The organism is Natronolimnobius sp. AArcel1 (assembly GCF_011043775.1).
Taxonomy (GTDB): Archaea; Halobacteriota; Halobacteria; order Halobacteriales; family Natrialbaceae; genus Natronolimnobius.
Window position 1 is genome coordinate 760,825 of the sequence record NZ_JAAKXY010000001.1, and the last position, 18,039, is coordinate 778,863.

The window sequence follows — 18,039 nt, forward strand, 5'->3', positions numbered from 1 at the left end:
GCAGGCAAAAAGGTAGCGAACGACGACGGCCATCACAGCTCGCTCGAGTCACGACCGAACAGCGACTCGAGACTGGCGTCTCGGAGGCCGTGAGTCAGTCGTCCGCGCTCGTCTCGTACTGGGGCTCTGGCCCACCAAATCGACCGAATCCGGAGAGCAAGCCGACCGAGAGAACGGCACCGGCAAGTGCGAACGCGGCGATGACGAGGAAGAAGGCACTGACTGAGAACTCCCCGAGGACGAAGCCGCCGACAGCGATGCTCGCCGATCCGAACCCGAACTCGCCGAGATAGGTGTAGCCATAGGAGAGCCCCCGCGTGTCCGGAGGCGTATACACTGCGACAGCGTCCTGATAGAACGGCTGGATCGCAAAGAGGAAAAAGCCGAAGACGCCACAGAGCGCGACGACGGCGAGCAGACCCATCTGCATCACAGGGATGAACGCGAGCGCGAGAACGACGAACACGGCGAACAACGCGACCAATCCGCGCGCGGGTTCGACCCGGTCTGTCAGCTTCCCGCCGACGTACTGGCCACCCATCCCGACCACGAGCAGACCGACGTAGATGTAGTGACTCGGCTCGATCCCCTCGAGACCCTCGGGAATGACCAGTCCGTCCATCGCTGGCAGGTCGTGCAGGATTTCGGGGAGGTAGGTCAGCATTCCGCGGTAGTACAGCCCCTCGAAGGTGACGATGACGAACACGAGTGCAAACGCGCTCGCGAACAGCACGCGTGAGTTTTCAGTGAGATCCGACAGCGACAGCGCTTCGTCCGCGCCGGCGTCGATGTCGTCCTCGACGGCCGCGGTCGGATCGAAGTCGGCAGTCAATCCGTAGAGAACGGCGAGAATGCCGGGAATTGCGAGGATCGCAGTGACGAGTTGCCACTCGAGGAAGATTAACAGCGTCGCGGCGACGAACGGGCCGAGCGCGATGCCGACGTTGCCGGCGATGCCGTGCCACGCAAAGACGGTGCCGCGTTCTTCGACGCCGGTACTGATCAGTGAGAGTCCGGCGGGGTGGTAAACCGATGCAGCGATACCCCAGAGCACGAGGCCAACGCCGACAGCGTAGATCGAGGTTCCAAGCGAGATAATAAGAAACGCGAGGCTCATGCCCGCGAGACAGAGGAGAATCAGGCGCTTGGTCCCGTAGCGGTCCGCGAGGATGCCGCCCGGCAGTGCGCCGAGTCCGAACGGTGCGTATCCGAGCGCGACGACGAGCCCCAACAGCGCAACGCTAACGTCGAACTCCGCCAGCCAGACGACCAGCAAGATCGGAATCGACGTTTCGAACCAGTGGACCAGCGCGTGGCCGGTCATCGTAAAGCCAGCTATCGACCGATCATTTGCGTCCATACTCGAGTGTTCGAACGGCGACTCTCCGCATACTTAGCCGCTTGGAACTGCAGTCGCCGGAGTCCATGATGGTTTCGTGGGTAAAACATCGGTTTCAGCCTGCGCCAGTGTTTAGGCCAGCACCGAGAGAACGCCAAGTAATGAAGCGTAGAGCGATTCTGGCCGCGCTCGTGTCAACGGTGGGTGCGACTGCCGGCTGTGTGGACGGCTCGGGGCCTAATTCAGCCAACGGTTCCGGAACAGGTAACGATTCGACGGCCGACACAGTCGCCGGACACTTCGATAGCGGTCCGGATCGACCAGCGTGTGACGTCGATTCAGCGACTGTCGAGGTCCAACGCGGCGACGAAACGCGCGACGCCGAGACCGCAGCGACGAGACCGTATCCAGATCCACCGACAGCAGTTGCAGAGGACGACCTTCTCGAGTACGTCGAATCGTTCGACCACGCCTTCGTTACGCAGTCGATCCTCTGTGATCAATCGCAGTCGGAAGAGATCCTCCAAATCGGCTACAGCCTCGAGACTTACGAACGGATCGACCGGGACGACGACATCGAAATGATCGTCCTCCTACGGGCAGCCGGTGCGACCAGCGGCGTCGGTGAGGACGGCTACGAATGGCAAACGGATCTAGGACTCTCCGGCGTCGTGTACGCGGTTGACGACACTGGGCTCGCCAGAGCCGAGTTCCGTGAGGACGGGGCCGCGGACGCAGACGAACTGGACGCAAACGCTCCCGATCCGCTCGAGGATGGGACACTCGTTGCGGCCTTCGAGTGAGCAGTGCAGAATACGTTAGTCGTCAGACTCGGTCTCGTCTACGCCGACCGCCTGTGAAACGTCAATTTCGTCGTCGTCGGGTTCATCCTGCCCGCCGACGATCAGTTCGCCGTCGTCGGTTTCGACGTAAACATCGTCTGCGAAGCCGCCCTTCGCGTGGGGGTGGTTGGGGTTCTCGAGCAGTTCGGGCGTCGACGGCGCATCCGGCAGGCCCTCCGGCGGCGCGAACTGGCCGAGCGGGTCGTCGATGGTGATCTCCCACGTTTCGAAAAAGTCCTGGTAGCGCTCGTAATGGGCCTCGAGTTCCTCGGCTGGGAACTCCATCATCTCAGTCCAGCCGTGATTATAAAAGTCGAAGTTGGCCTGGATGTGGGTTATTTCGCGGGCTTCGGCTTCGGAGTAGCCATCTTGGAGCGCGCGGAGGTAGGTGTCGACCGTCGCATCGAAGAGGCCATCGAGGTGGGCCTCGCGCTCGTCCGCGCGGTCCGGGTCGGCCTTCCCGAGGAAGATACGCGTATGGAGTCGGACGAGGCCGGATTTGGCGACCGAGCGGACGACGGGCGTCTCGAGGGCTTTTCTCGAGGCGAAGTGGCGTGCGTTCTGGTGGAGTTTCATACGCGGGTCGTTAGGCGGGGAGGGTAATGAGCGATGGGGGAAACAGTGAAACCTGTTCTGTGGTCCTGTATCGTCACGAATGAGACACTACCGTGACGAATACGTGGTTGGAACCGAACGGTTTCGGTCAATAGTCGGAATCGGTGGTATTTCTGGAAGAGTATCCAGTCGAACCGACCAATCGTGTGACTACCATGGTACAGTGAGGCAAAATAGACGAGATAGCAATCCACTTTAACCCGCATTACGAACGGTCCGAATATGACAGAGTACGTCATCATCGGTGACGGGATCTCGGGTAGTTCGGCCGCCGAGACCCTCCGGGAAGAAGCCCCGGACGCGAAGATTACCGTCATCACCGATGAGGGGGAGGCACTGTACAACCGCATCCTCATCAAAGAGCACGCGAAAGGAAAGCTCCCGGAAGCACCGATTTCGATTCACGAAGAAGACTGGTATGCCGAGCGAGATATCGATCTCTCGCTGAATACGCACGTCACGACGGTCGATACCGACGAAAAGGTCGTCCGCACGCACGAGAAAGACGATATCAGCTACGATAAGTTGCTGATCGCGACCGGTGGAACGCCGACGCAGTTGCCGGTCGAGAACAGCGACGCTGATGGCGTCCACCACTTCTGGACCTTCCAGGACGCCCGCAAGATCCGCGAGAGCGCAGAAAACGCCGAGGATGCAGTCATCGTCGGTGCCGGCTTGCTCGGCATCGACTTTGCCGCAATCTGTGGTGCACAGGACGTCAACGGCAAGTACCTGATGCGCGGCGATCGCTGGTGGCGCTACGCGCTGACCGGCGACGGCGCAGAAATCATGCACCAGGCCATGCGCGACGTTGGTGTCGAACCCGTCTTCGACAGCGGCGTCGATCACTTCGAAACCGATGACGAGGGCACAGTCACCGCCGCCGTCGATCCGAACGGCGACCGGTACGAGTGTGACTTCGCTGGCGTCGCTATCGGGCTGACGTTCAACACCGAGTTCCTCCACGACGTCGACATCGAACAGGACAACGGCATTGTCGTCGACCAGTACATGCAGACCAACCTCGAGGACGTCTACGCGGCTGGAGACATTACCCGCTTCTACGACGTCTTGCTCGGTGAGCAGGCCCAAAACGGCTCCTGGGGATCGGCGAAAGAACAGGGTCGGGTCGCTGCGATCAACATGGCTGCGGATGACGAAGCCGAGGAGTTCGAGTGGGTTTCCTCGTACTCCATTACACACTTCGACTTCCCATTCCTCTCGTTCGGTCACCCAACGCTTGGCGACGAGCACGCCGAACGCCGCTACAGCGACACCGAGTGGCGACGTGTCGCGTTCAAAGACGGCAAGATTGTTGGCGGCGTCCTCATCGGCGACCTCTCCCCACAGAGCAAGTTCAAACAGCTCATGCGCGAACAGCGTGCGGTCGCAGACCAGGCCGACGTGCTCCTCGAGAAGCAAGTCGACCTAGACAATCTTGCGCCGTCGCAGGAGCAGTAACTCCCCCTCGATCTGATTGTCTCCGGTCTCGGCGCTGGACTTCCGAGATCATACCCAGTGCCGGTAGGCACGGACAGTTCGTGGGTACCATGTGTTCACGCACCGATGATGATGTTGTGTTCCTCTGATAGAGAGTCTCGCCCACACCTCGGGATTCTCGAGTAATTCTGGGTAGTAGTGCAGCCTCGAGTGGTGACGCACGCGATGGGGGCTTGCAAGAGTAACCATTGCTTCAAAAGGGATGGCAGGGGTACGCATGTGAGAGACACGCACATGAGTACGAAAACGCCGAGTAAGGCGGATATACTGCGCCCAATTCAGGAGACCTCGAGTACGTACTACATCCTGGTTGCGGTGGCTGGGTTGGCATTTGCCGTGTTCCTCATCGGCTGGTTCTATCAGTTGTACGAGGGGATGGTTGTCACCGGCCTGTCGGATTGGGGAACTGGTGGTGGGGTGACCTGGGGTGTCTACATTGGGGCGTTCATCTGGTGGGTTGGAATCGCACACGGCGGCATTATCCTCTCAGCCGCGGTTCGGCTGCTTGGGATGGATCGATACATGCCGGTGGCACGGCTTGCAGAAATGCTGACGCTTGCTGGACTCTCTGCGGCCGGGTTCTATGTTATCGTTCACATGGGCCGACCGGATCGAATGGTGACCAGCGTGATCGGGCACTATCATATTACGGTGAACAACTCCCCGTTGGTGTGGGACGTCACGGTCATCACGGCGTATTTCGTCCTGACGGCGACCTATCTGTCCTTAACACTGCGCTATGATATTATCCGGCTTCGTGACCAACTGCCGGATCACTTCGGGCCGATTTACAGCATGCTGACGATCGGCTACTCCGAAGAAGAAGATGTAATCGTTCAGCGCATGGTCTGGTGGCTCGCGCTGGCGATCATCATCATGGCGCCACTCCTGCTTCACGGCGGGGTGATTCCGTGGCTCTTTGCCGTCTTACCGACATACCCACGCTGGTTCGGCGGGGTGCAAGGACCGCAGTTCCTAACGATTGCGCTGACCTCGGCAATCAGCGGCGTGATTATTCTCTCAGCGGCGTTTCGACGTGCCTATGATTGGGACCACATCATCACCGACGACATCTTCCGCGGCCTGTTGCTCTGGCTTGGCTTCTTCTGTCTGCTCTTTCTCTGGCTCCAACTGCAGCAGGTCACGACTGGCTCGTTCTCACCACCCGTTGACCTCGGCATCGCCTGGATCGCCACCCTCGAGCATCCAGCCTACATTTTCTCGATGACACTGGTCGCAGTCGTCCTCGCATTTATCTTCGCGACGACGATTCGGCCGGCGCTGTTTACGAAAACGCGAGCAATCATTTGCGCCCTTGCCGTCCTCACCGCAACCTTATTCGAGAAGGTGTTGTTCGTAATCGAGGGCTTTTTTCACCCCTCCTTCGAGATTTATGCGGCGACACCCGGCATCTATGTGCCAAGCCTAATCGAAATAGCCTCGATCACTGGGACGATCGGAATGGTCTCGCTGTTCTTCCTGACCGTTGCAAAGATCGTCCCCGTCGTCGAACTGCACGCAATCGAGCATCTCCGCGCCGAACACGACGACTCAAGTACACACGAGGATCAGACCCACTGAACGCAATTGCATGGGCAACAACAGTTCAACACCCGGCGCGCTACAGTTCCAGTGCCTCGAGCAACTGGTCGATATCGGTACGGTTGTTGACCGCGTGGACGGACACGCGGATCGCCTCCGGGTTGGGAAGCGAGCGAACGACAATCCCGTGCTCGGCAAGTTGCTCGACAGTCGCCCCGGGATTGGGAACGTCAATCGTTACGAGGCCCGACTCAGCCTGGCGTGGACTGAGGAGGTACTCGTCGGGCACACCAGCGACGAGTCGATCCGTCAGCCGGGCGATTCGATCGCGAATCCGCTCGAGGCCGATTCCAGTCAGCAGGTCGATTCCCGCGGTTAGACCGGCGTAGGGGACCGGACTCGAGGTGCTGACTTCAAATCGTCGTGCGTCGGGATGGTAGCGATACGCTGAGTCTGGATCGTCGGGGTTCTCGACGCTTCGGTAGCCAATTGCTGGCGGTGTGAGCCCGTCTGCAACGTCCTCGCGAGCGTAGAGAAAGCCGGAGCCAAACGGTGCAAGCAGCCACTTGTGGCCCGCGCCGACGACGAAATCGGCGCCCCATCGGCGAACGTCGACCGGGCGCTGGCCAACCGCTTGGACGGCGTCGGCAATCACCTGCGCGTCGGCGTCGTGAGCAATATTGACGAGTTCGGTGATCGGCAAGCGCGTCCCGTGGGTCCAGGTCAGCGAACTCACACAGAAGACCGTTGCCTCGCGTGCGACCGCCTTGACAGCCTCGAGATTGAGTCGCCCGTTCGTCGTCTCGAGCACGCCCACATCGATATCGCGTGTGCGCTCGAGGCGTTGCCACGGCAAGATGCCTGCGGAGTGCTCGAGGTCGGTTCGGACGACGAGATCATCCGGGCCTATAGTAACAACTGCAACGATTTACACACTGATCGCCGAACTGTCTGGCGATCAGGTGTGCATTGACTTGCAGTGGCTACTATAACTCGAGTGCGCCAGCGATGCGGTTGATGCCGTCGGTGGTGCTCTCGGTGAGTGCGATTTCTGTCGGCGTTGCGCCAAGCAGGTCGGCGACGGCGGCCCGCGTGTCGTCGTAGCTGTCGAACGCTGCCGGGTACTGCCCACCCTCGCCGGGTGCCTCGTACTCGTGGGCGGTGAGCGTCGTCTCAGCGGCCGCAACTACTGGCGTCGGACTCGGGCCGCTTGCACCCCAGTTGCAGTAGACAGTCGACTCGAGGGCGGGAATCCTCGCACGGAGTTCGCTCGGGTCCATTGGACTGCCTTCGGCCGCGACCGTGTTCGGTGTATCGCCTGCTACGTGTGGCAAATTTGCCTCGAGAACGGGGGATGGAGCCATAGAGCGTGTGACAGGGTGCCTGGCTCCGGGCGGGTAGTCCACACCGAGTACCAAAACTGTATTGCCCACCGACAGCACGCGGATCAGGACGGATGCTGATGGCGAAGCTGTTCGCCAATCTGGCTGGGTACCGGCGTCAAGCAGTCTTTGCACTTCCACGTCGGGTAGGTACCAGTCCGTTCTTCGATGAGATCCTGACGGAATCGGAGGGTCGCACCACAGGTGCACCTATGGGTTTGCTGGGACATACGACGACTACGGTGAGGACAGACAAAAATCTCCCGAGCAGCAGCGATGCGTCCGTGACCTATGCGCCGTCGGAGCTGTCTCCGTCGTCGACCTGCTCAGCGATATCAGCCGCAGGTTCGCCATCATCCTCGAGTGAGGTTTCAACGGCGTCGTCAGCCTCGCTATTCGCGTTGGCAACGGCTTCGGCAAGCGTCTCGCGGTCGTCGAAGTACACCGGGGCATCGGCGTCGACTTCAAACTCGACGATTTGCTGTACGGCTTCTGCTGGTTCCTCGACGGTTGTTTGGAGGTCTGCTGCGAGTTCGGTGTAGTTCGCCGCAAGGTCCTGAAACGCCTGCATGCGAGCCTGTTTGGCCTCGACGACTGCCTGCTTTTCCTCGAGTGTCGTCGCGAGCGCCTCGGCTTCGGCGAGGTCGACATCCTCGCTGCCCGGCTCAGTCGTCGAGGATGGCCCCGCCGTCCCCTGCGTGTTCGGCTGGCTCTCGAGTTGCGAGCGAATGTCGGAGACCATTGTGTCGATTTCGTCCAGCAACTCGTCGGCTTCCTCGGCCATTGTTTCGACATGCCCGGAGAGGAGTCCGGCCTGTGTCCGACAGTACTCGACGAACTCGCCGACCGACGGCGTTGGCTCGGTGTCGTCGCCCATGGGCAGCCATTTGTAGCCCCGGACGAAGTCACTTTGGTCACCGCGGTCACAGAAGCGTGCAGTGCTAGCATCGGTCACTCAATTCGGGTTTCAGGCTCGTTAAGTTGCTCGGGCCACTGATACACCTACAATGTATCGCGTATCGTATCGCGTAATCGAGCTGTCACCACGAGACGGGACATCCAAGACATGAGCAAGGAGTACATCGAGGTACGCGGGGCAGAAGAGCACAATCTCAAAGACATTGACGTGACGATTCCGCGCGAGTCATTTACCGTCGTCACCGGTCTCTCCGGTTCGGGGAAATCATCGCTTGCGTTCGAGACGATCTACGCCGAAGGCCAGCGTCGCTATATCGAGAGCCTCTCGGCGTACGCTCGGAACTTCCTCGGCCAGATGGACAAACCGCAGGTCGAGACTGTTGAGGGGCTCTCGCCGGCAATCTCCATCGATCAGAAAAACGCCGCGAACAACCCGCGCTCGACGGTGGGGACCGTCACGGAACTTCACGACTATCTCAGACTTCTCTACGCCCGTGTCGGCACCCCCCACTGTCCTGACTGCGGTCGCGAAGTCGGCGAGCAGTCGGCTCAGAACATGGTCGAGCGCATCCTCGAGTTGCCCGAGGGAACGCGAGCCAAACTCGCCGCACCGGTCGTGCGCGACCAGAAAGGGGCCTTCGAGGACCTCTTCGAGGAACTCGTCTCGGAGGGCTACTCCCGCGTCGAAATCGACGGCGAGGAGTACGACCTCACCCTCGACGACCCCGACCTCGATGAGAACTTCGATCACACCGTCGACGTAATCGTCGACCGCGTGAAAGTCTCCGCCGAGGATCGCCCGCGCATCATCGACAGCGTCGAAACCGCACTCGAGGAGGCCGACGGCGTGATGAAAGTCATCCTCCCCGATGCACCCGAAGAAGCCGCTCGAGACCTCGGCGAGGAGGCTCGACGAACGGGTGCGCTTGGCGACGAGGCCGAAGCGGATGACCGATTTGTCGTCGAGTTCTCGAAGGATCTGGCCTGTACGCACTGTGGCATCGACGTCCCAGAAATCGAGACGCGCTCGTTCTCGTTTAACTCGCCCCACGGGGCCTGTCCCGAGTGTGAGGGACTCGGCGAGACCAAAGAGATTGACGAGTCACTCGTCGTTCAGGACGAATCCAAGTCACTGAAGAACGTCTTCGAGCCCTGGAGCTACAACCGGTCCTACTACCGCACGCGACTCGATGCAGTCGCTGCACACTTTGACATTCCACTGTCGACGCCATTCGAAGACCTCGAGGAGGATATTCAGCAGGCGTTTCTCTACGGCACCGACGAGGAAGTCGTCTTCAAACGCAGCACGAAAAACGGCACCCGGCGCAAACAGAAGCGCTTCGAGGGCGTGATTCCCAATCTGGAGCGCCGATACATCGAAACGGACTCCGATTCGACCCGCGAGCACATCGAGGACTACATGTCCGCGACGGAGTGTCCGTCCTGTGACGGCACCCGACTCAAGCCCGCCTCCCGCGCCGTTCTCGTCGACGAGACGGCGATCACCGAAATCAACGCCCTGAGCATCGGCGACGCCCTCGCACACTTCGAATCGCTCGAGGCGGACCTCACCGAGCGCGAGAAGGTCATCGCCGAGGAAATCCTCAAAGAAATTCGCGCGCGACTGGGCTTCATGGATGAGGTCGGCCTCGAGTATCTGACCCTCGACCGCGAGGCTGCAACGCTCTCCGGTGGCGAGAGCCAGCGCATTCGGCTTGCAACCCAGATCGGTGCCGGCCTCGTGGGCGTGCTCTACGTCCTCGATGAGCCCTCGATTGGCCTGCACCAGCGGGACAACGACCGCCTGCTCGATACACTCGAGGAACTGCGCGATCTGGGCAACTCGCTAATCGTCGTCGAACACGACGAGGAGACGATGCGCCGGGCAGACAACGTCATCGACATGGGGCCTGGTCCCGGCAAGCGCGGCGGCGAGGTCGTCGTCAACGGCTCCGTCGACGACGTGAAACAGTGCGAGGAGTCAGTGACTGGCGACTACCTCTCGGGACGCAAGCAGATTCCAGTACCCGAGGAACGGCGTGATCCAGAGGGGGCACTCACGATTCAGGGTGCCCGTCAGCACAATCTCGCAGACCTCGACGTGGATATCCCACTGGGCTGTTTCACCGCGATCACCGGTGTGTCTGGCTCCGGAAAATCCACGCTCATGCACGACGTGCTCTACAAGGGTCTCGCGCGCCAGATGAACGACAACACGAGCGTGATTCCCGGCGATCACGACCGCCTCGAGGGCCTCGAGGAGATAGAAACGGTGCGCCTGATCGATCAGTCGCCGATTGGCCGCACGCCGCGGTCGAATCCCGCGACCTACACCGGCGTCTTCGACCACATCCGCGACCTGTTCGCCCAGACGAAACTGGCGAAACAGCGCGGCTACGAGAAGGGACGCTTCTCCTTTAACGTCAAAGAAGGACGGTGTGAGGAATGTGGCGGACAAGGCACTGTCAAAATCGAGATGAACTTCCTCTCGGACGTCTACGTCCCCTGTGAGGCCTGCGACGGCGAGCGCTACAACAATGCTACGCTCGACGTGACCTACAAGGACAAGACCATCTCGGACGTCCTCGATATGGAAGTCGGTGAAGCCTACGACTTCTTCGAGGCGAACTCCCAGATCCGCCGTCGCCTCAAACTGCTGAAAGACGTCGGCCTCGACTACATGACCCTCGGCCAGCCCTCGACAACGCTCTCGGGCGGGGAGGCTCAGCGGGTCAAACTCGCCGAGGAGTTAGGAAAGAAAGATTCTGGCGAGACGCTGTATCTGCTCGACGAGCCCACAACTGGCCTGCACCACGAGGACGAGCGCAAACTCATCGAGGTGCTCCACCGACTGACCGACAACGGCAACACCGTCGCCGTCATCGAACACGAACTCGATCTCGTGAAAAACGCCGACCACATCATCGACCTCGGCCCTGAAGGCGGCGAACACGGCGGCGAACTCGTCGCGACCGGCACCCCCGAAGACGTCGCCCGACTCGAGGACTCACACACTGGTCGCTACCTGCGTGATCTCCTTCCGAAGATCGATCTCGAGGGGCCACGTGGGGAACGTGTCGAACCGGTGTCGGCACCGATGGACGACGACTAGTCGTACTTTCGAAAGCCCATATCGCGGGCCATTTCTCGAAATGACTGGCGACACAGCCAGATATCGTACTTGCCAATAAGCCCTTGTTCGCGCCCAGTTGCACGACAGACGCGGGCGTTTCCAGTCGGTTCGTCCGCTGTATTCGCTGGTTGATCGTTCGTATTACTCATTGACATCCTCCGGGCTGATTGTGAGGGGCGTAGTGCATCGTCATCGGTACTACCGCGTCCGGATGCAAATATGTTGTTAAAATCATCTCTCACGTTCACAATATGCCATCGGCTCGAGTCACACTCGAACCGACGATGGCTCGCTCGCATTCTCGGCCTCCTCGAGCAGATCACAGATGAGCGTCCCGGCGCGACGAGCGCCAATCACGTTTCGAGCGAACGGGCCGAGAACCTGCTGAGCAGGCGCGCCAGTGACGATGAGTTGCGATAGCGAGCCATCCGCTCGTCGCCAGCGAAGTGTTTCATCCTCCAGAACCGGTGCCCCACGGTGACCAGTCTGGAGCGTCGTCCCTTCCCGCAGGGCTCGAAACAACGGGCCGTCGTACGGCGAGTCAAACCCAGTTGCACAAATGACGTGGTCAAGACACAGCGCCCGGCCGTTCTGACAGGAGACGACAACCGGGCCGCCGGTCGCAGTGAGGGCAGTAATTTCAGTTCGCTCGAGTGTGACTGCCCCCTCATCCAGTGCCCGTCGGAGGCGACGGAAGACGTGCGGTGGCATCGCCCCATCGTACCGTGCGCGACGAACGAGTTGGGCGCGAGCACTCGAGGCGGGCGGGAGGTCATGCAGGTCGGCGAGTGCCCCCGAAAAGTGCATCCAGTCTGTGTCGGCCTCGAGCGATTCGACCGTGAACGGACTGCGAGCAAACAGGGTTACGTCACGCCCGGGTCGAACAAGACTCGTCGCAACCTGGGCGGCTGTAATCCCACCGCCGACGACACCGACCGACGCAACCTCCTCGAGAGCCGCTGGATCGTACTCTTGGTCCCAAACGTGAGTCACCGGCGCTTCCGGGCGGTCTCGCGCCCATGTAGGCATCGTATACGATCGACCGTGACCGACGGCAAGCAGACACCAGCGGGCAGTATAGACGCCTGCTGTGGTCTCGATTTCAACGTGATCGCCTGCATCACCAATGTCTGTAGCCGCTGCATCGATGACGAGATTCTCGAGGTCGTATCGTTCACAGCACGCCTCAGCATGGTCGAAAAACAACGATACAGTTGGGCGGTCCGCACCGACCGAACTTGAGACGAGTTCGGTTTCACGACCGCAACTGCGGGCGAAATCTCGGAGGGAAAACGGATCGCTATCGACGTGGTGGACGAACGGTGATCGAAGTTCAGTCATTCCACACTGGCGGCACTTTCGCCGAAACCCGCCAAGAATGCCATCCGGTTCGATAATTTGCAACGCCGACCGTGGAACGAGCCCCGCCTCGAGCAGCCGAATCGCGAGGTGAACACCCTGGACGCCACCGCCGACGATGGTGACAGTACTATCGGCCATTAGTGTATTAACTTAGTTGAGCTATTTAATAACTATGCACAATACGAGGTGTTGAAGTAGTACTATCAGTCGTTGGTATTCGGTCGGACGAGAACCACTTCATTTGAATCCGAACGATTACCGGGGCCGACACGAAAGAGCGACCAATGACCGAGAAAGACGCGTTTCGTCGCCGGCTACTCGGTGGCGGCCTTCTCTCGCTCGTGCTCGCTGGCGGGCTTGCCCTCAGCCTCGAGCCGACGGAGTTGCTGACCTGGCTTCCAACTGCGTGGATTGGCACGGGTGGTCTTGCCTTGCTTATCGCTGCCAGCGTCGAACGGCTACCGCTTGGTGTCACCACAATCGGCTGGCCGCGAATCGCCGCGGTCGGCCTTGCAATTCTCGCACTCGGCTCGAGTACGTTCGGTTTCGTGCAACTGCTCACTGGCGCGTCCAGTCTGAGCCTGGTCTATGCAGGCTTTGCCCTCGTCGCCGCGCTGGCGCTGTCGATCGTCACGCTCGAGTGTCTGCTCGGCGGGGTTGGGCTGGACGGCGAAACGTTTGCTGTGGAGTGACTGACAGCGCGAGCATGGCTTGTACGCAACTGTCTGTTCATCAGTTGCGGACAGTCAACATACATCATTATATATTATAAGCAATAACATTCACGGGATGACAACTCACGCGTGCCACCTCGATGGGGAAGCGGAAATCGACCGGCTGTTGGACGTGATGAGCAATCGACTGCGGCGAGCAGTCATCTATTACTTCGAAGAGCAAACTGAACGGACTGTCGAGTCACTCTCGAGTTTGGCCGCCTATCTCTCGGCGGTAATCCCCAGTCTGGCGACGAACGCCGCCAAAATCAAACTCATACACAAACACCTCCCGCAGTTGGAGACGACCGGCTGGCTCGAGTTCGATGGCAGAACGGAGACGGTGGTGTATCACGGCAATGACTACGCCGCGACACTCCTTGCTGACCTCCGCATGACCTTTACCGACGAACATGATGACTAGCACACATACTTCAGCCGGCCGATCCGTACACTAACGGCCGTTGCACGCATAGGAGGTGGTATGAGTGTCCACGTGGCGATTATCGGGGCGTACGGAAGCGCTGGCGTCGCCGCCGCAGACGAACTTCTCGAGCGTGACTCCGCAGTTGAGTTGACACTGATCGACGACGGCGACCCCGGCGGCGGACTGTGTATTCTCCGTGGCTGCATGCCGAGCAAGGACGTCCTCTCAGCAGGTCAACACCGGTATCAGGCTCGCCACGATGACCGACTCGAGGGCGTGCCAGAAATCGACCCGCAGGCGGTCGTTGCCCGCAAGGACGAACACATTTCAGGCTTTGCTGAGCATCGGCGCGAGCACGTCCACGACCTGGCCGGGCGCGACCGCGTCGAATTCATCCACGACACGGCTCGGTTCGTCGATGATCGAGTACTGGAACTCGAGGGAAGCGGCCGCCACCTCGAGCCCGACTACGTCGTCATTGCGACGGGGTCAGTGCTCAACATCCCTGATCTCTCAGGTATCAACGACGTCGAGATCGCCTCGAGTGCGGATGTCCTCGAGACGACCGCATTTCCGGATTCGGGAATTGTCATGGGTTTTGGCTACATCGGCCTCGAACTCGCGCCCTACCTGAGCGAAGTCGGCGGCGTCGACCTCACCGTCATCGAACACGATGAGTACCCACTCGATGAGATGGAAGCCGACTACGGCGAGACACTCCTCGAACTCTATCGTGACCAGTTTGGCATTGAGGTGCTGACCAACACCGACGAAAAACGCCTCGAGTCGACCGCCGAGGGTGGTGTTCGCCTGACCGTCGAGCAGGCCGGTGGTGACGGCAGCGGCGACGCCACAGCCGACAGCAACCCCGTCGAACGAACGCTCGAGGCTGACCAGCTCTACTGTTTCACCGGCCGTCGTCCCGCACTCGATGGGCTCGGACTCGAGCACACGAGCCTCGAGCCCGACGAGGGATGGGTCAGTTCGACGATGCAGGCTGCAGGCGACGAGCGCGTGTTCGTCGCCGGCGACGCAAACGGTCGGGAACCGATTTTGCACGTCGCCAAAGAGGAGGGAATTTCGGCGGCACAGAACATCCTTTCACACCATCGCGGCGAGGACTGCGAGCCATATACGAACATCCCACACCATGTCATCTTCTCCGGACTTGGCGTCTATCCGTTCGCCCGAATCGGCCATACGCCCGCGACGGTCGCTGAGACCGATATGGACGCAATCATCGTCTCACGCGAAGCGTCATCGGATGGCGTGTTCAAGACGAAGAACCATCCAGAAGGACGGGCAACACTGATCGTCAACGCCGAAACTGGAGACGTACTGGGATATCAAGGGCTGCATCTCCATGCGGACGTGATGGCCAAGACGATGCAGGTCGCCGTCGAGATGGGCCTCGACGTTCGTGACCTCCCAAAGCGGGCGTACCACCCGACAACGCCTGAGATTCTGGATGGGCTGTGGCGAGACGCCTGTGCCAAACTCGAGGACCGGGATGCCTGCGTTGAAGACGGCGATTCGCGGGATCTGGCGTTATAGCAACGCGACAGGGAGGTCCGACCGACCAGCCGTTCGGAGCCGGCGCAGACACTAGTCTGATTATCGATAGGTCGGTCCAAGAGACGACCATGCATTGGTGGAAATAACGCCACGAATACGTATCAGAGGCGATGTACGCCCTCAATAGCCAGCCGCGAGCTTTTTGTCGATGGAGTGGTAAACACACTCGTGACCGACGCGGTTCGACGCGCAACCACCGACGACGTTCTGGCAATCCACGAGACGGCCCGCAAGAGCTGGCACGCCGCCTACGACGACGTGCTGGGCACCGACACCGTCGATAGCGTCGTCGACGACTGGTACGCACTCGGCGACCTCGAGTCTGCGATCACCGACGCGAGCAGTCGCGATGACGTCGAGTTCGTCGTCGTCGAACCCGACGCTGACACCGACGGCGTCATCACGGAAAGCGACGGCGACGTTCTCACGGGACTCCAGCGCTGTCGCGCCTTTGCACACGTCGTCCCCTGGCCCGAGGACGCGGCCGTGGCCTACCTCGCTCGCTTCTACGTCCGCCCCGAGAGTTGGGGCGAAGGCGTCGGGACGGCCCTCCTCGAGCACCTCGAGACGACGCTCGAGGAATCATTCGACCGCATCCGACTGGCCGTCCTCGCGGACAACGACGTCGGCATCTCTTTTGCCGACTCGGCGAAGTTCGAACGAGTAGGCGCGAGGAAGACGGATCTCGGGGATGGACTCGAGGAGTACGTCTACGAAAAATCGCTGTGACCGAAAGCTGTGTGGCGTGTGACCAAACAACGACAACGGTTTTTTCGGCTCGGAAACACGACAACGTATGGACTGGACCGTTAGGCACGCGATTGCCGAAGACGCACCTGCTGTTCGCGAAATCGCCCGCGACAGTTGGCACGCCGCCTACGACGAGTTTCTAGGGGCCGAACAGGTCGAGGAGTTCACCGACGAGTGGTACGCACTCGGCGAACTCAAGGACTCGATTGCTGCCGCAAGCGAACGGGACACTGCGTCGTTTCTGCTCGCACGTTCGGGCGAGTCTGCTGTCGGCTTTGCTCACGCTGGCCCTGACCCCAACCACGACTCGAGTGCGCATCTGATACGTCTGTACGCTCGCCCGCGCGTCTGGGGCGACGGCGTTGGCACAGCCTTACTCTCGCGACTCGAGGACGAACTCGACGCACGGTACGAACGACTCCGACTCGTCGTCCTCGCGGACAACGACGTGGGGATTTCGTTCTACGAAGCAACCGGATTCGACCGCGTCGAGGCTCGAAGGTCGGATCTGGACGGGATTGATGGTGGGACACTCGAGGAGTACGTCTACGAAAAGTCGCTGTGAATTGTCGACGTCTCTATAGCGTCTTTTCAGCTTTGTCGTCATCGACGACTTCGATCCCGCGGTTGTTGACCGCCATCGGATCGAGGCCGACCTCCTGCAGGAAGTTCTTGTACTCGCGTTCGCACTGCTCGGCGTCTTTTTGCTTATCGCTCGCGCGGTCACAGAGTTTGATGAGGTTCTCCGGCACGTCGTTCTGGTAGACGATCCAGTGGTTGATCAGGTCCGAAAGCCGACGGATCGGACTCGTGAAGTGGCCGTAAATCTCGAAGTTCAGTGCGTGGTGGCCGCCGAAGGGATCGTTCATGTACTTCGCTCGCGGCATCACCTTCATCACCGCCCACTGAATCTTATCGAGTTGGCGACCGGGTGCCTCCTCGAGCGTGGCATTGACGGCTTTCCGGGGGTCGTCCCAGGTGCTGCCAGGGATCGACACGCCATCGAGGTCCTGAATTTCTTGCAGGGCTTTCGACCACTCGTCAGGGCTTGGCTGTGGGTGAACGCGATACATCGCCTCGACGCCGCGGTCCCACATCAGCGTGTGCGTGACGGCCTTGTTGGCCTTGAGCATACACTCCTCGATGATCGTGTGTGCACGGTCTCGAGCCGGGTTCAAGACGAGCGACCCGTCTTCTTTGCGCTGTTCGTGCATCTGGTCGGCGAGTTCGTGGACCAGGACGTTCTCCTCGTGCAGCGGTGCGTCAGGCTCGTCGAGGCGGTTCTCGGCCTGCGAGTAAGTGAGTCGCTCGTCCGAGCGGATAACCGACTTGTAGATCTCGATGCTCTCGTAGGAGAGATTCTCCTTGTCGAGGTGCATCTCAACGGTGTGTGCGAGGCGGTCCTCGTTGGGCACGAGTGAACAGACCGTCTCGGCCAGTACGGGCGGGAGCATGTGGATCGTATAGCCCGGCAGATAGACCGTGTTCGCGCGCTCGACGGCCGAATCCCACATCGCCGTCTCGGGGTTGACGTAGTGGGTCACGTCCGCGATGTGTACCCAGAGAACGTACTCGTCGTCGCGTTCTTCGACCGAAATCGCGTCGTCGAAATCCTGGGCGTCGATCGGGTCCGTCGTCCACGTCGTCAGGTCCCGCAGATCCTCGCGTTCGTCTGCCTCGTCTGCGATCTCCTGTTGGACTCCCTCGGTGCGTTCTTCGGCCTCATCGAGTACCTCCTGTGGGAAGCCATCCGGGATTTCGAACTTCTCGAAAAGTTCCTCGCGTTTGTTCTCGAGATGTCGCGCGAGGTCCTCGCTAATTTCGACGGACCCCTGACCTTCCGCCGTGCCGGCTTCGGCCTGGGCGTCTGCATCGTCACTCATACCACCGCCTACGGACGTGGTGGTGAAAGTCGTGTCGGGACGCCAGACTCAGTCGATC

At 60.3% G+C, this 18,039-nt stretch carries 15 protein-coding genes and 1 pseudogene; 9 read left to right on the forward strand and 7 right to left on the reverse strand.

Features of this window, described 5'->3' with window-relative positions; translation table 11 throughout:
- Nucleotides 1-94 precede the first annotated feature (94 nt).
- The gene (locus G6M89_RS03645; protein WP_165160427.1) at nt 95-1,360 is read right to left on the reverse strand and encodes an MFS transporter; all 1,266 of its coding nucleotides are present in this window, start codon (nt 1,358-1,360) and stop codon (nt 95-97) included.
- Between the two features lie 140 nt (nt 1,361-1,500).
- Between G6M89_RS03645 and G6M89_RS03650 the strand changes: the two genes are divergently transcribed.
- Nucleotides 1,501-2,142: a hypothetical protein gene (locus tag G6M89_RS03650; RefSeq protein WP_165160428.1), complete on the forward strand. Its 642-nt coding sequence runs from the start codon at nt 1,501-1,503 to the stop codon at nt 2,140-2,142.
- Between the two features lie 15 nt (nt 2,143-2,157).
- On the opposite strand, the gene G6M89_RS03655 is transcribed toward G6M89_RS03650, so the two are convergent.
- Complete coding sequence (locus G6M89_RS03655; RefSeq protein WP_165160429.1) at nt 2,158-2,757, reverse strand: DUF6149 family protein; 600 nt, start codon at nt 2,755-2,757, stop codon at nt 2,158-2,160.
- Between the two features lie 261 nt (nt 2,758-3,018).
- On the opposite strand from G6M89_RS03655, the gene G6M89_RS03660 reads away from it, so the two are divergent.
- Entirely contained in the window at nt 3,019-4,257 is a 1,239-nt protein-coding gene (locus G6M89_RS03660) for an NAD(P)/FAD-dependent oxidoreductase (RefSeq protein ID WP_165160430.1), read from the forward strand.
- Nucleotides 4,258-4,530: 273 nt separating this feature from the next.
- Nucleotides 4,531-5,877, forward strand: coding sequence for an NrfD/PsrC family molybdoenzyme membrane anchor subunit (gene nrfD, locus G6M89_RS03665; protein WP_165160431.1), 1,347 nt, complete (start codon nt 4,531-4,533; stop codon nt 5,875-5,877).
- A gap of 40 nt (nt 5,878-5,917) precedes the next feature.
- Here nrfD and G6M89_RS03670 read toward each other — a convergent pair.
- Both G6M89_RS03670 and G6M89_RS03675 read right to left on the reverse strand, forming a co-directional pair.
- A pseudogene (locus tag G6M89_RS03670) lies at nt 5,918-7,118 on the reverse strand (aminotransferase class V-fold PLP-dependent enzyme).
- A 391-nt stretch (nt 7,119-7,509) separates the two neighbouring features.
- On the reverse strand, nt 7,510-8,097 hold the full coding sequence (locus G6M89_RS03675) for a hypothetical protein (protein ID WP_241175199.1): 588 nt from the start codon (nt 8,095-8,097) through the stop codon (nt 7,510-7,512).
- A 189-nt stretch (nt 8,098-8,286) separates the two neighbouring features.
- On the opposite strand from G6M89_RS03675, the gene uvrA reads away from it, so the two are divergent.
- Nucleotides 8,287-11,250: an excinuclease ABC subunit UvrA gene (gene uvrA / locus G6M89_RS03680; protein ID WP_165160432.1), complete on the forward strand. Its 2,964-nt coding sequence runs from the start codon at nt 8,287-8,289 to the stop codon at nt 11,248-11,250.
- Here uvrA and G6M89_RS03685 read toward each other — a convergent pair.
- Together G6M89_RS03685 and G6M89_RS03690 are read right to left on the reverse strand one after the other, a co-directional pair.
- Nucleotides 11,247-11,426, reverse strand: coding sequence for a 30S ribosomal protein S14 (locus tag G6M89_RS03685; RefSeq protein WP_165160433.1), 180 nt, complete (start codon nt 11,424-11,426; stop codon nt 11,247-11,249). The two genes, uvrA and G6M89_RS03685, sit on opposite strands and share 4 nt — an antisense overlap.
- Before the next feature lie 112 nt (nt 11,427-11,538).
- Nucleotides 11,539-12,771, reverse strand: coding sequence for an FAD/NAD(P)-binding protein (locus tag G6M89_RS03690; RefSeq protein ID WP_165160434.1), 1,233 nt, complete (start codon nt 12,769-12,771; stop codon nt 11,539-11,541).
- Between the two features lie 146 nt (nt 12,772-12,917).
- Between G6M89_RS03690 and G6M89_RS03695 the strand changes: the two genes are divergently transcribed.
- The 5 genes from G6M89_RS03695 (at nt 12,918) to G6M89_RS03715 (ending at nt 16,663) form a co-directional block, all read left to right on the forward strand.
- Entirely contained in the window at nt 12,918-13,325 is a 408-nt protein-coding gene (locus G6M89_RS03695) for a hypothetical protein (RefSeq protein WP_165160435.1), read from the forward strand.
- Between the two features lie 97 nt (nt 13,326-13,422).
- Nucleotides 13,423-13,770: a hypothetical protein gene (locus G6M89_RS03700; protein ID WP_165160436.1), complete on the forward strand. Its 348-nt coding sequence runs from the start codon at nt 13,423-13,425 to the stop codon at nt 13,768-13,770.
- 60 nt (nt 13,771-13,830) lie between these two features.
- Nucleotides 13,831-15,327 (forward strand): NAD(P)/FAD-dependent oxidoreductase, encoded by a 1,497-nt coding sequence (locus tag G6M89_RS03705; protein WP_165160437.1) that lies wholly within the window; start codon nt 13,831-13,833, stop codon nt 15,325-15,327.
- Between the two features lie 189 nt (nt 15,328-15,516).
- On the forward strand, nt 15,517-16,077 hold the full coding sequence (locus G6M89_RS03710) for a GNAT family N-acetyltransferase (protein WP_165160438.1): 561 nt from the start codon (nt 15,517-15,519) through the stop codon (nt 16,075-16,077).
- A gap of 67 nt (nt 16,078-16,144) precedes the next feature.
- Nucleotides 16,145-16,663 (forward strand): GNAT family N-acetyltransferase, encoded by a 519-nt coding sequence (locus tag G6M89_RS03715; protein ID WP_165160439.1) that lies wholly within the window; start codon nt 16,145-16,147, stop codon nt 16,661-16,663.
- A gap of 13 nt (nt 16,664-16,676) precedes the next feature.
- Here G6M89_RS03715 and G6M89_RS03720 read toward each other — a convergent pair whose 3' ends face one another.
- On the reverse strand, nt 16,677-17,981 hold the full coding sequence (locus G6M89_RS03720) for a ribonuclease R family protein (RefSeq protein WP_165160440.1): 1,305 nt from the start codon (nt 17,979-17,981) through the stop codon (nt 16,677-16,679).
- Nucleotides 17,982-18,039: the final 58 nt, after the last annotated feature.

What these genes read in the sequence shown, in the direction of transcription:
- G6M89_RS03645 (WP_165160427.1), bottom strand. Translation starts at nt 1,360, where the DNA reads ATGGACGCAAATGATCGGTCGATAGCTGGCTTTACGATGACCGGCCAC.
- G6M89_RS03650 (WP_165160428.1), top strand. Translation starts at nt 1,501, where the DNA reads ATGAAGCGTAGAGCGATTCTGGCCGCGCTCGTGTCAACGGTGGGTGCG.
- G6M89_RS03655 (WP_165160429.1), bottom strand. Translation starts at nt 2,757, where the DNA reads ATGAAACTCCACCAGAACGCACGCCACTTCGCCTCGAGAAAAGCCCTC.
- G6M89_RS03660 (WP_165160430.1), top strand. Translation starts at nt 3,019, where the DNA reads ATGACAGAGTACGTCATCATCGGTGACGGGATCTCGGGTAGTTCGGCC.
- nrfD (WP_165160431.1), top strand. Translation starts at nt 4,531, where the DNA reads ATGAGTACGAAAACGCCGAGTAAGGCGGATATACTGCGCCCAATTCAG.
- G6M89_RS03675 (WP_241175199.1), bottom strand. Translation starts at nt 8,097, where the DNA reads ATGGGCGACGACACCGAGCCAACGCCGTCGGTCGGCGAGTTCGTCGAG.
- uvrA (WP_165160432.1), top strand. Translation starts at nt 8,287, where the DNA reads ATGAGCAAGGAGTACATCGAGGTACGCGGGGCAGAAGAGCACAATCTC.
- G6M89_RS03685 (WP_165160433.1), bottom strand. Translation starts at nt 11,426, where the DNA reads ATGTCAATGAGTAATACGAACGATCAACCAGCGAATACAGCGGACGAA.
- G6M89_RS03690 (WP_165160434.1), bottom strand. Translation starts at nt 12,771, where the DNA reads ATGGCCGATAGTACTGTCACCATCGTCGGCGGTGGCGTCCAGGGTGTT.
- G6M89_RS03695 (WP_165160435.1), top strand. Translation starts at nt 12,918, where the DNA reads ATGACCGAGAAAGACGCGTTTCGTCGCCGGCTACTCGGTGGCGGCCTT.
- G6M89_RS03700 (WP_165160436.1), top strand. Translation starts at nt 13,423, where the DNA reads ATGACAACTCACGCGTGCCACCTCGATGGGGAAGCGGAAATCGACCGG.
- G6M89_RS03705 (WP_165160437.1), top strand. Translation starts at nt 13,831, where the DNA reads ATGAGTGTCCACGTGGCGATTATCGGGGCGTACGGAAGCGCTGGCGTC.
- G6M89_RS03715 (WP_165160439.1), top strand. Translation starts at nt 16,145, where the DNA reads ATGGACTGGACCGTTAGGCACGCGATTGCCGAAGACGCACCTGCTGTT.
- G6M89_RS03720 (WP_165160440.1), bottom strand. Translation starts at nt 17,981, where the DNA reads ATGAGTGACGATGCAGACGCCCAGGCCGAAGCCGGCACGGCGGAAGGT.